Annotated in this window: 10 protein-coding genes and 1 pseudogene; all 11 read right to left on the reverse strand. The window is 68.1% G+C overall.

Annotated elements, in window-relative coordinates; translation table 11 throughout:
• Positions 1–130: 130 nt before the first annotated feature.
• Positions 131–1,414, reverse strand: coding sequence for a cell division protein FtsA (gene ftsA / locus M4J39_RS21650; RefSeq protein ID WP_251730617.1), 1,284 nt, complete (start codon positions 1,412–1,414; stop codon positions 131–133).
• A 29-nt stretch (positions 1,415–1,443) separates the two neighbouring features.
• Complete coding sequence (locus tag M4J39_RS21655; RefSeq protein WP_251730575.1) at positions 1,444–2,340, reverse strand: cell division protein FtsQ/DivIB; 897 nt, start codon at positions 2,338–2,340, stop codon at positions 1,444–1,446.
• An 8-nt stretch (positions 2,341–2,348) separates the two neighbouring features.
• Entirely contained in the window at positions 2,349–3,272 is a 924-nt protein-coding gene (locus tag M4J39_RS21660) for a D-alanine--D-alanine ligase (RefSeq protein WP_251730576.1), read from the reverse strand.
• Between the two features lie 61 nt (positions 3,273–3,333).
• Positions 3,334–4,284 (reverse strand): UDP-N-acetylmuramate dehydrogenase, encoded by a 951-nt coding sequence (murB, locus tag M4J39_RS21665; protein WP_251730577.1) that lies wholly within the window; start codon positions 4,282–4,284, stop codon positions 3,334–3,336.
• 223 nt (positions 4,285–4,507) lie between these two features.
• Positions 4,508–5,923 carry a UDP-N-acetylmuramate--L-alanine ligase gene (gene murC, locus M4J39_RS21670; RefSeq protein ID WP_251730578.1) on the reverse strand — a complete coding sequence of 472 codons (1,416 nt, stop codon included), beginning with the start codon at positions 5,921–5,923 and terminating at the stop codon, positions 4,508–4,510.
• Entirely contained in the window at positions 5,920–7,059 is a 1,140-nt protein-coding gene (gene murG / locus M4J39_RS21675; RefSeq protein WP_251730579.1) for an undecaprenyldiphospho-muramoylpentapeptide beta-N-acetylglucosaminyltransferase, read from the reverse strand. The genes murC and murG overlap by 4 nt, the downstream gene beginning before the upstream one ends.
• A gap of 3 nt (positions 7,060–7,062) precedes the next feature.
• A complete protein-coding gene (ftsW, locus tag M4J39_RS21680; RefSeq protein WP_251730580.1) occupies positions 7,063–8,220 on the reverse strand; it encodes a putative lipid II flippase FtsW in 1,158 nt (385 codons plus the stop codon).
• Entirely contained in the window at positions 8,220–9,629 is a 1,410-nt protein-coding gene (gene murD / locus M4J39_RS21685) for a UDP-N-acetylmuramoyl-L-alanine--D-glutamate ligase (RefSeq protein WP_251730581.1), read from the reverse strand. The genes ftsW and murD overlap by 1 nt, the downstream gene beginning before the upstream one ends.
• Positions 9,630–9,643: 14 nt before the next feature.
• Positions 9,644–10,747: a phospho-N-acetylmuramoyl-pentapeptide-transferase gene (mraY, locus tag M4J39_RS21690; protein WP_251730582.1), complete on the reverse strand. Its 1,104-nt coding sequence runs from the start codon at positions 10,745–10,747 to the stop codon at positions 9,644–9,646.
• A gap of 118 nt (positions 10,748–10,865) precedes the next feature.
• The gene (locus M4J39_RS23125) at positions 10,866–12,293 is read right to left on the reverse strand and encodes a UDP-N-acetylmuramoylalanyl-D-glutamyl-2,6-diaminopimelate--D-alanyl-D-alanine ligase (protein WP_371875500.1); all 1,428 of its coding nucleotides are present in this window, start codon (positions 12,291–12,293) and stop codon (positions 10,866–10,868) included.
• 21 nt (positions 12,294–12,314) lie between these two features.
• Positions 12,315–13,751: pseudogene (locus tag M4J39_RS23130) on the reverse strand (UDP-N-acetylmuramoyl-L-alanyl-D-glutamate--2,6-diaminopimelate ligase); the annotation flags it as partial.
• Positions 13,752–13,788 lie beyond the last annotated feature (37 nt).

The raw sequence follows: 13,788 nt of genomic DNA on the forward strand, positions 1-13,788 counted from the left end.
GGTTGCCTCGTTATTCTGCAAGCGGCTCTCGCCGATACGTCCTCTGTCCTCAAATCAGCGGCCGCCGCTGCAACCGCACGCTACTTTCCCACGCCTGTTACGCACCGATCCGCGCCGTTGCCGGCGCGGGTCAGAAACTCTCCCGAAACCACGCTCCCATGCGGGAAACGAAGCCGCCGTTGGCGGCCAACGCCATCGATTTTCGCCGGCCGGAAAACTGTTCGATCTGCGCCACCTGCGGATAGATCATCAGACCCACCGCCGTGGCGAAGGCTGATCCACGCGCCGCTTCCGGCAAGCCGGCGACGCCGACCGGCCGACCGAGACGGACGTTGCGGCCCAGCACCTTGCGGGCAAGTTCCGGCAGGCCGGTCAGCTGGCTGGCGCCACCGGTCAGCACGACGCGCCGGCCGACGCGACCCGCGAATCCCGAGGCGTGCAACCGATCGCGCACCACCTCAAGAGTCTCCTCGACGCGCGGACGAATGATTTCGACCAGTTGCGCGCGAGTCACTTGATGGGCCACGTCGTCGTCGCCCACCGGCTCGACGGTGACCATGTCGCGTTCGTCGCTGTCGGTGGCGATCACCGAACCGTAGAGCGCCTTGATGCGCTCGGCGTCGACGAGGCGGGCCGACAGCGCCCTCGCCAGATCCATGGTGACGTGATGGCCGCCCAGGCCGAAGGCGTCGACATGGACGCACTGGCCATCGGCGAACACGGAAATCTTGGTGGTGCCGCCGCCGATGTCGACGCAGGCGACGCCCATCTGCGTCTCGTCGTCGACCAGCGTCGACAGGCCCGAAGCATAGGGAGTGGCGACCATGGTCTCAACTTCGAGATGCGCCCGGTTGACCGAAATCTCGAGATTGCGCAGCGGCACGGCGTCGGCCGAGACCAGATGCGTGTCGACCGACAGCGACGAGCCGATCATGCCGCGCGGATCGCGGATGCCGCGGTTGTTGTCGAGCGCGTAGCCGATCGGCAGCGCGTGAACGATGGTGCGGCCGTCCTTGACCTTGTAGGACGCACCGATCTCCAGCACGCGCTGGATATCGTGCTCGCTGACTTCCGAGCCGGACAGATCGTACTTGACCGAGAAGGTCTCCGAACCGAGCCGGCCGCAGGACAGCGAGACGATCAGGGACTCGACGGTCAGGCCGGCCATGCGCTCGGCCGCGTCGACGGCGAGGCGGATCGCCTTCTCGGCCTGGTCGAGGTCGACAACCGCGCCGGCCTTGATGCCGCGCGAGCGCTGATAGCCGAAACCGAGCACTTCGATGAGATGGGTGCGGCCGGGCAGAATGTCGCCGATCGGCCGCGGCGTCAGCCGGGCGATGACACAGCAGATCTTGGAGGTGCCGACATCGAGCACCGAAACGATGACCGGCCGCTTGGGCGGCAGCGGCCGCATGCGCTGAACGCGGGCGTCGGATGCGTGCGTCATGCGCCCTGCTCCCGCTTCTTGAGGGCCTTGTTGCGCGCCGCCACCAGCTCGTCGCGGGCCTTGCGCGCCTCGTCGCTGAGGCGAACCACCAGCCGGTCGGGCAGGCGCAGGTCGACGACGGTGATGTCGCGGTCGAGCAGGCCGGATTCCTTGTCGGTTTCCTGCAGCTCGGTCACCGCCTTCTGCGCATTCACTTCCGGCAGCATCACCTGCACGCCATTGTCGAGGAACAGGTCCCAGCGCCGGTCGGAGACCAGCATCGAGGCGCGCACCTTCTTCTGCAGGTCCGGCACGTCGTCGAGCAGCGAGGTGATCTCGGCGACCTTGAGCTGGGCGCCCTCGCCCACCACGCGCGGCAGACGGGAATAGCGGGTTTCGAGACGGTCGGTGATGACCTTGCCGGCGCTGTCGATCACCACCACGGGCGCGTCGATCGTCGGCTGCCACAGGGCGGCCGGCACGCGCTCTTCGATGATCACCCGGAGCGTACCGGGATAAAGCTTCATGACCGAGACGTCCTTCACCCAGGGAATGGATTGCAGGCGCTCGCGGGCGGCGGCGGCGTCATAGAAGAACAGCGACTGGCCCGAATGGATCGACAGGGTGTCGAGCACGTCGGCCTCGTCGATCTCGCGCTGCCCGGTGATGCGGACGGCGGAGACGCGGAAGCCGAGCTCGGCGGTGGTGTCGTTCAGAACTTCGCCGGTACGGTCCGACAGCACCATGCCGTAGGCGCCCCAGGCGAGAAGATAGGCGACGGACATGGCGACGCCGGCGCCGCGCGGCAGCGCCGCGAGCAGGCCGGCCGGACGCCAGACGGGCTTGCGACGCAGGCGCGAAACACCGCGACGACCGAAGAGGAAGAACCTCTTTCGCCCCGCCGGCTTCGCCATGCCTGTCGTCATCGCCTGCAACTTGCGTCCTCCACCATCCAACTGACCAGCTCGCCGAAGCCGATGCCCGCGTAGGCGGCCATCTCCGGCACGAGCGAGGTCGCCGTCATTCCCGGTTGCGTGTTCACTTCGAGGCAGATCACCTGCCCCGTGCCGTCGCCCTTGTCATCGAAGCGGAAATCGGCCCGGCTGACGCCGCGGCAGCCGAGCGAACGGTGCGCTTCGAGGGCTAATGTTTGAATATTTTGGTAAATAAAGGGTGAAAGGTTGGCCGGCAGAACGTGTTTGGAGCCACCGGGCCTATACTTGGCGTCATAATCATAGAAAGCATCGCCTTGCGGCAACACTTCGATGACGTCGAGGGCGCGGTCGCCCATCACGCCGCATGTAAGTTCCCGCCCCGGAATGTATTTTTCCACCATCACCATGTCGCCGAACCGCCAGTCGGGACGGGCGAGTTCCTGCGGCGGATGGGCCGCGCCGGCCGGAACGATGAGCACGCCGAAGCTCGACCCCTCGGCCGGCGGCTTGATCACATAGGGCGGTTCCAGCACGTGCTCGTTAACCACTTCAAGCCTGTGGACAAGTTTGTGTTCGGCCACGGGAATGCCAGCCGCCTTCATCACATGCTTGGCCTTGGGCTTGTTCATGGCCAGCGCCGAGGCCAGCACGCCCGAGTGGGTGTAGGGAATGTCCATCACTTCGAGGATGCCTTGCACGGTGCCATCCTCGCCGTAGATGCCATGCAGCGCGTTGAAGCAGACGTCGGGGCGAAGCTCCTCCAGCACGGAAGCGATGGTGCGATCGACGTCGACGCGGGTGACGCGGTAGCCGCGCGCCTCCAGTGCGTCGGCGCAGGCCTTGCCCGAATTGAGGCTGACCGGCCGCTCCGACGACCAACCGCCCATCAGTACCGCCACATGCTTGGCCATCGCTCTGTCCCCCTTGCTGGCGGCCCGACGCGATACAGCCGCTCAAATTCCGCCGTGCGGATCACTTGCCGAGAAACGGCTCGACCTCTGCGCCGGGCGCGAAGGCGCCCAGTCGCTTGATCTCCCAATCGAGGCGGATGCCGGCCGTCTCCAGCACGCGCGCGCGAACCGTCTCGCCGAGCAACTCGACGTCATGCGCGGTCGCCTCGCCGGTGTTGATCAGGAAGTTGCAGTGCAGTTCGCTGACCTGGGCGTCGCCGACCTTGAAGCCGCGGCAGCCGGCCGCGTCGATCAGCTTCCAGGCCGAATGCCCCGGCGGATTCTTGAAGGTGGAGCCGCCGGTGCGTGCCTTGATCGGCTGCGCCGCCTCGCGGTGCTCGGTCACCGCCTTCATCGCGGCCGAAATGCTTTCCTTGTCGGCGGGGATGCCTTCCAGCACCGCCGAAGTGAAGATGAAGCCCGGCGGCGGGGCCGAATGGCGATAGGAATAGCCGAGGTCGCCGACCGGCAGCGTGAGCAACTCGCCCTCGCGGGTGACGCCACGCACCTCGACCACCCGTTCGGCGGTCTCCGAGCCATGAGCGCCGGCGTTCATGGTCAGCGCGCCACCAAGGCCGCCGGGAATGCCGTGGTAGAAGGCAAAGCCGGAGAGGCCGAGCTCCAGCGCCTTGGCGGCCAGAAATTTGTCGGGAATGGCGGCGCCGGCCCGGATGCGGGTGGGCGACAGCGCCTCGGTGCCGCCGAAGCCGCGCACCGACAGGCGGATCACCACGCCGGAAATCCCGCCATCGCGGATCAGCAAGTTGGAGCCGAGACCGATGACCGTGACCGGCACATCGGCCGGCACGAGCTTCAGAAAGGCCTGGAGATCGGCCTCGTCGGCGGGCTGGAACAGGATCTCCGCCGGACCGCCGACCCGGAACCACACGAGGTCCTTCAGCGACCGGCTGTCCTCGATCGGACCACGGATATGCGAGGTGTCGCCGAGGCGGTCGCGCAACGAGACGGTCATGACTGGATACTCCGCTCGCGTTTGGAAAGGGTTACCCCTCTCCCTGTCCCTCCCCCACAGGGGGGGAGGGAACGCGGCTGGTGCGACTTGGCCAGCTGGAATACTCGGCGCGACTTCAACGGCTTGGTCGCTGGTCCCATCGTCCCCTCCCCCCTTGTGGGGGAGGGACAGGGAGAGGGGTAGCCCTCTGTAGCGGTCAAGCGGCCCGACGAGAGAACCACGGTCATCCCTCGCCCTCCGCCTGCGCCTTGAGCTGACCGGGCAGCGCATAGGCCCACTGGGTGATGTTGCCGGCGCCGAGGCAGACAACCATGTCGCCGGGCCGCGCGATCGAGGCGATGGTGGCCGCCAGCTTGTCCGGCCCTTCGAGGGCGCGGGCATCGCGATGGCCGGCCGCCTTGATGCCGGAGACGAGATGGTCCTTGTCGGCACCCTCGATCGGCTGCTCGCCGGCCGGATAGACGTCGGCGATGATCACCGTGTCGGCGTCGTTGAACGCCTTGCAGAAGTCGGGGAACAGCGACTGCAGGCGGCTGTAGCGGTGCGGCTGCATCACCGCCACCACCTTGCCGGTCGCGCCCTCGCGCGCCGCCCTGAGCACCGCCATGATCTCCACCGGATGGTGGCCGTAGTCGTCGTAGATGGTGACGCCGTTGAAGTCGCCGGTGCGGGTGAAGCGACGCTTGACGCCGCCGAAGGCGCCGAGCCCCTTGCGGATCGCCTCGGCCGAGATGCCGAGCCGATGGGCGACGGCGATCGCCGCCGTGGCGTTGGAGACGTTGTGCCGGCCGGGCATCGGCAGCTCCAGCGCCGGAATGACGGTCTCGACGCCGGTGACGCGGTCGCGGATCTCCACCGAGAAGCGCGAATGGCCGCCTTCGATGCGGAGATCGGCGAAGCGGACGTCGGCCTGCGGGTTCTGCCCGTAGGTGATGATGCGCCGGTCCTCGATCTTGGACACCAGCGCCTGCACCTCCGGATGGTCGAGGCACATCACCGCGAAGCCGTAGAAGGGCACGTTCTCGATGAACTGCCGGAAGGCGGCGCGGGCGGCGTCGAAGGTGCCGTAGTGATCGAGATGCTCGGGATCGATGTTGGTGACGATGGCGATGTCGGCCGGCAGCTTGACGAAGGTGCCGTCGCTCTCGTCGGCCTCCACCACCATCCAGTCGCCGGCGCCCATGCGGGCATTGGTGCCATAGGCGTTGATGATGCCGCCGTTGATGACGGTGGGGTCGAGCCCGCCAGCGTCGAGCAGCGCCGCCACCAGCGAGGTGGTCGTCGTCTTGCCATGGGTGCCGCCGATGGCGATCGCCTGCTTGAAGCGCATCAGCTCGGCGAGCATCTCGGCGCGGCGGACAATCGGCAGGTGCCGCTCGCGGGCCGCCACCAGTTCGGGATTGTCGCGCTTGATGGCCGAGGAGACCACCAGCACCTCGGCCGCGCCGAGGTTCTCGGCCTTGTGGCCAACCGTCACCGGAATGCCCGAGGCGCGAAGGCGTTCGACGTTGGCATTCTCGGCCTGGTCGGAGCCCTGCACGCGGTAGCCGAGATCCTGCAGGACTTCGGCGATGCCGCTCATGCCGATACCGCCGATGCCGACGAAATGAACCGGCCCGATGTCGCGGGGCATTTTCATGGACGTAGTTCCCTGGAAGCAAAACTGGAAGCGAAATCGGCGGGCTTGCCGCCGGAAGCGATGAACTCGACGAGATCGGCCAGTCGTTCCACCGCGTCCGGACGTCCCTCGCCCCTGGCCGCGGCAGCCATGGCGGAAAGGCGCTCCGGCGCCCGAACGAGACCGGTGATGAGATCGGCCATCTTGGCTGGCGTCAGTGACGCCTGCTCGGCCATGATGGCGCCGCCCGCCCTTTCCAGGCCGAGGGCGTTGGTCTTCTGATCGTTGTCGAGCGCGTGCGGCAGCGGCACCAGGATGGAGGGCCGACCGATGACGGTCAGCTCGGCCACCGACGAGGCGCCCGACCGGCAGACGACGAGGTGAGCGTTGGCGATGCGGTCCGGCAGGTCGACGAAGAAGGGCGCGATTGCGTGCTCGATGCCGAGCCGGGCGTAGACGGCGCCGACGCGCTCCATGTCCTCGGGCCGCACCTGCTGCACGAGGTGGAGCCGCGCCGCCACATCAGACGGCAGCTTCTCGAGCGCTGGCGGCATCAGATCGCCGAACACCCGCGCGCCCTGGCTGCCGCCGAACACCAGGAGGTCGATCTTGCCGCCCTCGGTGGGCTCGCGATAGGGGGCGACGGCGGCCAGCACCTTCGGCCGCACCGGATTGCCGGTGACGACGGCGCGGGCAGCGCCCGAGCCCATCAGGCCGGTGTCCTTGAAGGTGGTGGCGATGGCCGTGACGCGCGGCGCCAGAAACCGGTTGGCCCGGCCCATCACCGCGTTGGCCTCATGAACGATGGTCGGGCGCTTCGTCAGCCAGGCGGCGACGAGCGGCGGCAGCGTCGGATAGCCGCCGAAGCCGATGGTCACGGCCGGGTCGAGCCTGCGCACCAGCGACAGCGACTGCACCTCGCCGCGCGCCAGGTTGGCGGCCGACTTCGCGAGGCCGAGCGGCGAGCGATCGCCGAAGGTCGCCGAGGCGATGATGTGGATCTCGCGGGCGGGAAACTCCGAGCCGTAGTTGTTGGCCCTGTGGTCGGTGGCGAGATGAATGTCGAAACCGCGCGGAGCCAGCGCATGGGCGAGGGATTCGGCGGGAAAGAGATGACCGCCGGTTCCACCGGCGGCGATCAGGATTGTGCGGGTCATGGGTCAGCCTCGGCCGGGCAGCGGCGAAAATTCCATCGGCGCCACGAACCGGGTCTGGTCGGGCCGCTTGCGGGTCAGCGCCAGCAGCATGCCCATCGAAAGGGCCACCGCCACCAGCGACGAACCGCCATAGGAGATGAAGGGAAGCGTCATGCCCTTGGCCGGCATCAGGTGCAGGTTCACCGCCATGTTGATGCAGGACTGCAAGCCGAACAGCATGATGAGGCCGGTGGTGGCGAGGCGGACGTAGCCGTCGTTCTCCCTCATGGCGTGGCTCATGCCGCGCAGCACCACGAAGGCGAACACCAGCGCCAGGCACATGCAGAGCACGAGGCCGAACTCCTCGCCCAGCACGGCGAACACGAAGTCGGTGTGGCTGTCGGGCAGGATGCGCTTGAAGGTGCCCTCGCCCGGCCCCTGCCCCCACCAGCCACCGTTGATGAAGGCCTCCTGCGCGGTCTGCACCTGGAAGGTGTCGCCGGCTTCGGGGTTCATGAAGCGCTCGATGCGCGAGCGCACGTGCGGCACCATCGTGTAGGCGGAAAGGATGCCGGTGACGCCGGCCCCGGCGAACGCCACGATCCACATCCAGCTCATGCCGGAGATGAAGAACAGGCCCGCCCAGGTGAGACAGATCAGCATGGTCTGGCCGAAGTCGGGCTGGGCCACGAACAGCGCCGCCACGATGCCGAGCAGCAGCATCGAGAAGCTGCGCCCCGGCAGGTCGGGCCGCTTCTGCCCCTCGGCCAGCAGGAAGCCGACGAGGATGGCGAACATCGGCTTCATGAACTCCGACGGCTGCACCGACATGCCCAGTATGGTGATCCAGCGGCGCGATCCCTTGACCTCGGGGCCGATCAGCAGCGTCAGGACCAGCAGCACGACGCAGACGACGAAGCCGGCCAGCGCCGCCCGGCGGATCTGCTTGGGGTTGAGGAAGGAAACCCCGATCAGCGTGACGATCGCCGGGATGGCGAACATCGCCTGCCGTTTCACGAAGTAGTAGCTGTCGGCGATGCCGATGCGCTCGGCGACGGCGGGGCTTGCCGCCAGCGACAGCACGATGCCGCCGAAGATCAGCGCCAGGAAGGCGATGAGCAGGAGCTTGTCGACGGTGAACCACCAGTCGGCCACCGGGTTGCGTTCGGCACGCGAGACCATCAGGCTTTCTCCTGGAACGGCTTGACGCGGGGGTCGGTCAGCACGAGTTCGCGGAAGTGATCGCCGCGCACCTCGAAGTTCTTGAACTGGTCGTAGGAGGCGCAGGCCGGCGACAGGAGCACCACCGCCTCGCCGCCGGACGCCTCGGTGGCGGCCAGCGCGTCGGTCAGCGCCTCGGACACCGCGCGGTCGAGCGTTTCGACGACGGCATGCGGCGCCTCGCCGTCGATGGTGGCGGCGAACTCTTCGGCGGCGATGCCGATCAGGTAGGCCTTGGCGATCTTCGGGAAGAAGCCGCTGAGCGGGGCGATGCCGCCGCTCTTCGGCTTGCCGCCGGCGATCCAGTATATGTTGTCGAAGCTGGCGAGCGCCTTGGCCGCGGCGTCGGCGTTGGTCGCCTTGCTGTCGTTGACGAGGATGACCGAACCGGACCGGCCGATCGGCTCCATGCGATGGGCAAGGCCGGGGAAGGTCTCGATGCCCTTGCGCACCTGATCGAGCCCCAGGCCGAGCCGGCGCGTCGCCGCCACCGCCGCCGCCACGTTCTGGGCGTTGTGGACGCCCTTCAGGATCGGATGGCCGTGCAGGTCGTAGACCACCGTCTGGGCAAGGCCCATCGGCTCGATGATCCGGCCCGACACCGCCCAGACGCCCTGCGCCACGGCGCCGCGCGTCGAGATGCGGATCGTCTCCAGCCCCTTGGACTCGCGTCGCGTCGCCATGGCGGCGCTATAGGCATCGTCGACGCCGACGACCGCCACCTTGGCGCCATCCACCAGCTTCTCCTTCACCGCCGCGTAGCCCTCGATCGAGCCGTGGCGGTCGAGGTGGTCCTCGGTGAGGTTGAGCTGGATGCCGATGCTGGCGTCGATGCCCGGCGCGAGGTCGATCTGGAACGACGAGCATTCGACGACATAGAAGCGGTCGGGCGCGAAGTCGCTGAGACCGAGCACGGCAGGCCCGAAGTTGCCGCCGATCTCGACGTCCTTGCCGGCCGACTTCAGGATGTGATGGACCAGCGCCGTCGTCGTCGACTTGCCGTTGGTGCCGGTGATGGCGACGAAGGGCGTCGTCGGCGACCGGTAGGTCCGTTCGCGGGCGAACAGGCAGATGTCGCCGATGATCTCGACGCCGGCGTCGCGGGCGATCTTCACCGTCCAGTGCGGCTCGGGGTGGGTGAGCGGAACGCCGGGCGCCAGCACCAGCGCCGAAAAGGCGCCGAACTCGCTGCCCCGCCAGTCGGTGACCGGAATGTCGCGCGCCTCGGCGGCGGCGCGCGCCGCTTCATTGTCGTCCCAGGCGATGACATCCGCCCCGCCGGCCATCAGCGCCTCGGCCGTGATCAGCCCGGAACCGCCGAGGCCGAAAACCGCGACTCGCTTGCCTTTCATCGAGGTGATGGGGATCATCGCCGGAGCCTCCGTCAGCGCAGCTTGAGGGACGACAGACCGATCAGCGCCAGCACGACGGCGATGATCCAGAAGCGGATCACCACCTGCGATTCGGTCCAGCCGAGCTGTTCGAAATGATGGTGGATGGGTGCCATCTTGAAGACGCGCTTGCCGGTCAGCTTGTAGGAGGCGACCTGGATGATCACCGACACCGCCTCCAGCACGAACAGGCCGCCGACGATGGCCAGCACGATCTCGTGCTTCACCGCCACCGCCACCGTGCCAATCAGGCCGCCGAGGGCCAGCGAACCGGTGTCGCCCATGAAGATGGCGGCCGGGGGCGCGTTGAACCACAGAAAGCCGATGCCGGCGCCGATCACCGCGCCGCAGATGACCGCGAGCTCGCCGGTGCCGACCACATAGTGGATCTGCAGGTAGTTGGCGAAGACGTAGTTGCCGGCGAGGTAGGAGATCAGCGCGAAGCTCGCCGCCGCGATCATCACCGGCACGATGGCGAGGCCGTCGAGGCCGTCGGTCAGGTTCACCGCATTGCCGGCCGAGACGATCACGAAGGCGCCGAACGGCACATAGAAGTACCAGAGGTTGATCATCAGCGTCTTGACGAAGGGAAAGGTCAGCGACGTGGCGAGGTGTTCCTCACTGGGCACGGCGCCGGCCTGCCCGGCCGACATGATGACGAGGCAGGCCAGCATGGCGATCACCGCCTCCAGCATCAGCCTGGCGCGGCCCGACAGGCCCTTGTGCGACTGCTTGGTCACCTTGAGGTAGTCGTCATAGAAGCCGATGGTGCCGAAGGCGACGGTGACGAGCAGCACCGTCCAGACGTAGGGGCTGGCGAGATCGGCCCAGAGCAGCGTCGCCACCAGGATGCCCGAGAGGATCATCAGGCCGCCCATGGTCGGCGTGCCCTTCTTGGCAAGGTGGGTCTGCGGGCCGTCCTCGCGGATCGGCTGCCCCTTGCCCTGGCGGATGCGCAGCGAGGAAATGATGGCCGGGCCGAACAGGAACACGAACAGAAGCGCCGTGATCACCGCCGCGCCGGTGCGGAAGGTGATGTAGCGAAACACGTTCAGGACCGACAACTGCCCCGCCCAATCGGCCAAGTAGACCAGCATTTTTTAAAGCTCTCCATTCCATCGTCGCGTCCGGGCATCTTTGCCCTCGTGGTTCGCGGCGCGGCCCCGTATTAGTCCCTCTTCCACGCGTTGCCTACCCGCGTCGGGGCATGACAACTCAGCTCGACGCCTCGCTGCCGAAGCGGGCGATCAGCGCCTCGACCAGCGGCCCCATGGCGCTGCCGAGCGAGCCCTTGACCATCAGCACGTCGCCGGCCCTGACGTCGTCGAGAAGCGTGTCGGTCAGCGCCTTCGACGTCTCGGCATAGGCGCCGCGCATGGCGCGCGGCAGCTCCTGCCAGAGGTTGTGCATCAGCGGTCCGGCGCAGAACACCGTATCCACCTTGGCCGCCTTGAGCGGCTCGGCCAGCCCCGCGTGCAGGTCCGCCGCCCCCGGCCCCAGTTCCAGCATGTCGCCGAGCACGGCGACGCGGCGCCCCTGCCCCTCCACCGTGGCCGAGCCGAGCAGCTCGATGGCCGCCCGCATGGAGGTGGGGTTGGCGTTGTAGCTTTCGTCGATCAGCCGCGCCGTGCCGCCGAACACCACGAGTTCGTGGCGCTTGCCGCGCCCCTTCGGCTGCTGATGCGCCTGCAAGGCCAGCATCGCCCGGGTGAGGTCACCGCCGACGATCTTGACCGCCGCCAGGACGGCGAGCGAGTTCTGGGCGATGTGCCGACCCGGCGCGCCGAGCTTGTAGGTGACGACCTCGCCGAGGATGTCGGCGGTGATAGCGGTGCAGGTCTCGTTCAGCGAACACTTGATGAGCCGCGCCTCGGCTTCGGCATGTTCGCCGAAGAACACCACCTTGGCGCCATGGGCGCGGGCGCGCTCGGCCAGCAGCGAGGAGAACTCTCCGTCGCGGTTGAGGATGGCGGTGCCGCCCGGTTCGAGACCGGAGAAGATCTCGGCCTTGGCCTCGGCGATCGCCTCGACGGAGCTGAAATGCTCAAGGTGCACCGGCGCCACGGTGGTGACGATGGCGACATGCGGACGCACCATGCCGACCAGCGGCGTGATCTCGCCGGGGTGGTTCATGCCGATCTCGAACACGCCGTAGCGGCTGCCGGAGGGCATGCGGGCGAGCGTCAGCGGAACGCCCCAGTGGTTGTTGAAGGACTTGGCCGAGGCATGCACCGAGCCCGACGGCGTCAGCGCCTCGCGCAACGCTTCCTTGGTCGAGGTCTTGCCGACCGAGCCGGTAATGGCGATCACCTTGGCGGCGGTGCGCTCGCGCGCCCGGACGCCCAGCCGGCCGAGACCGGCGAGCACGTCGTCGACCACCACCAGCGGGCCGATGTCGGCCGGCAGCGCGGCGCGCTTCTCGCTCGACACCACGGCCACCGCCGCGCCCTTGCCAAGCGCGCCCTCGACGAAGTCATGGCCGTCGAAACGGTCGCCGGCGATGGCGAAGAAGGCCCCGCCCCGTTCGACGGTGCGGCTGTCGATGGAAATGCTGTCGACGGGTGGGATCTCGCCTTCGGCCTTTCCGCCGAGCGCCTTGACGAAGTCGTCGGCCGGCCACAGCGAACGGTCGGCCGGCGTCACGCCCGGCGCCGCCAGCACCGCCTCATGGTCGGAATAATGCACCGTCTCGCGGCCGATGATCTGGCCGGTCTCGTGGCCCTTGCCGGCGATCAGGAACACGTCGTCCGGGCCGAGCATGGCGATGCCCTCGCGCACCGCCGTCGTGCGATCGCCGATCTCGACGCCACCGGGACAACCGGCCATCACTTCGGCCCGGATGGTCGCGGCATCCTCGGTGCGTGGATTGTCGTCGGTGACGATGGCGACGTCGGCGAGGCGGGCGCAAACCTCGCCCATCTGCGGCCGCTTGCCCTTGTCGCGGTCGCCGCCGGCGCCGAAGGCGACGATCAGGCGGCCGGAGGTGAAGGGGCGAAGCGTCTGCAAGGCCACTTCGAGGGCGGCCGGCGTATGAGCGAAGTCGACGAAGACCGGCGCGTCGGACGGCGCATAGCCGACCAGCTCCAGTCGCCCCTTGGCGCCCTTGATGCCGTCGAGCGCGTCGAGCGCGTCGGAGAGCGACACCGAGCCGTCGGCGGCGGCCAACGCCGCCGCGACCAGCGCGTTCGACACCTGGAAGGCGCCGACCAGCGGAATGCGCACCGGACGCGGCCCGTCGCCGATGTCGACGGTGGCGACCTGCGCCCAGCCGTCGCGGGCGACGTCGAGAATGCGGATGCGGCTGCCGGCGGCGCCGACCGTCTGGAGATCGAGGCCGGAGATGCGCGCCGCCGAAGCGAAGGCCTCGCCGTAGACGTCATCGAGGTTGACCACCGCGCCGGAGCCGGGATGCAGGATGGTGTCGAACAGCCGCATCTTGGCGGCCATGTAGGCTTCCATGGAGCCGTGATAGTCGAGGTGGTCGCGCGACAGATTGGTGAAGGCGCCGGCGGCCACCTCGACGCCGTCGAGCCGGCGCTGGATGAGCCCGTGCGAGGAGGCCTCCATCGCCACGTGGTCGATGCCGTCGGCGGCAAGGTCGTGCAGCGTCCGGTGCAGTGTCGCGGCATCCGGCGTCGTCATGTTGCCGTAGGCGTTGCCGGCCTTGGTCGTCACGCCGACCGTGCCGATCGACGCCGCCTCGTAGCCGGCGGCGAGCCAGATCTGCCGGACGAAGGCGGCCACCGAGGTCTTGCCGTTGGTGCCGGTCACGGCCACGACTGTCTTCGGTTGCGGGCCATAGAAGCGGGCGAGCATGCGGGCGAAGCGCCGGGCGGGATCGTTGTCGCGCAGGACGGGCACGGTGAGGCCGGACGGCAGGTCGTCCTCGGTGTCGGCGAGCACCACCGCCGCGCCCTTCTCGATGGCCTGGGGAATGAAATCGGTACCCTTGGCACGGGTGCCGGGCAGCGCCACGAACAGCGAACCGGGTACCACCTCGCGGCTGTCGGCGGTAACGCCGGTAATCGATACGCGGCGAAGGGCCGGATCGAGCGTGAGGATGTCGGGCGCAAGTTCGGCGAGTTTCATATGACCGTCCATTATTTGATCGCGGGACGCCGCACACTGTCCTCGATTT

The sequence above is a fragment of the Pleomorphomonas sp. NRK KF1 genome, assembly GCF_023721755.1.
GTDB lineage: Bacteria > Pseudomonadota > Alphaproteobacteria > Rhizobiales > Pleomorphomonadaceae > Pleomorphomonas.